A 1029-nucleotide genomic window follows, 5' to 3' on the forward strand; every position below is an offset into this window, starting at 1 on the left:
CAGCAGATATTGCGCAAGGCTTTTTTGAGATTACCCATAACGGATTTGCCCTGCTGGGCTTGGTGGTCGCATTTTCGGTCGTGACCATGACCGCCCGGCCTGATTTGCGCCAGATTGCAGAGGTCCAACTGATGGGCTGGCTGCAAGAGCGCCAGGTCGTGCCCGGCACCGACACCGACACCGAATGGGTGGCAGATGCCAATGTCGACGCGGTAGACCGCGCCACCGCCAGCAATCCGCAAGACCTGCCCAAGCAACAGGCCGCCGTGGCTTATTGGCTTAGCAAAAAATACCGCGTGGCGGCTGAACCGGTCAGCGCCCTGGTTGCGGAGGCGTACGACCTCGGCAAGCGCGCCAAACTGGACCCCACCTTGATCTTGGCGGTGATGGCCATCGAGTCGGGTTTCAATCCCTTCGCCCAAAGCCCCGTGGGGGCCCAAGGTCTGATGCAGGTAATGACCCGTGTCCACACAGAAAAATACGATGTATTCGGCGGAAAATTGGCGGCATTTGATCCCTTGACCAATTTGCGCGTAGGGGTCAAGGTCTTGCAGGAATGCATTGCCCGCGCAGGCTCGGTAGAAGGCGGCCTGCGCTACTACGTGGGTGCAGCCAACATCCCGGACGATGGTGGTTATACAAGCAAAGTGATGGCCGAGCACGGCCGCCTGCAACAGGTCGCGGCGGGCCGCGCGACATCCACCGCCGCCCCGCGTTCCGTACCGGTAGTTGCACCCGCATTGAAGACACAAGCTCCGGCAGAGGAAGACAAAGTCGCCTTGCTCGCCAACTACTAAGCCTCCGTTACACTAATGAGGTACGCAACTGGCGATAGGCGTGACCCCTTGCGGGTGCTCACGCTGACGTGGACCACCGGTGCAGGCTTTTTCACAAGGCCCACCGGGCAACCACTGGGAAGCGTACCGCCAAGGCCTCGAAATCCTTGGTGTTCAGCCGTTCGCCTGGGCAGCACTTGCTTCACCGCAAGGACCACCGTCTTGACTACCAGGTTAAAGGACTGCCATGTAC

Annotated in this window: 1 protein-coding gene and 1 riboswitch; the gene reads left to right on the forward strand. The window is 60.1% G+C overall.

From position 1 onward, the window contains the following. Nucleotides 1-797, forward strand: a 797-nt coding sequence (locus AC097L_RS26360; protein WP_479589639.1) for a lytic transglycosylase domain-containing protein, incomplete at its 5' end; no start/stop codon positions are given. A gap of 14 nt (nucleotides 798-811) precedes the next feature. Continuing rightward, a riboswitch (ZMP/ZTP riboswitch) is annotated at nucleotides 812-975 on the forward strand. Nucleotides 976-1029 lie beyond the last annotated feature (54 nt).

The organism is Rhodoferax sp. RT5P35, assembly GCF_056521385.1.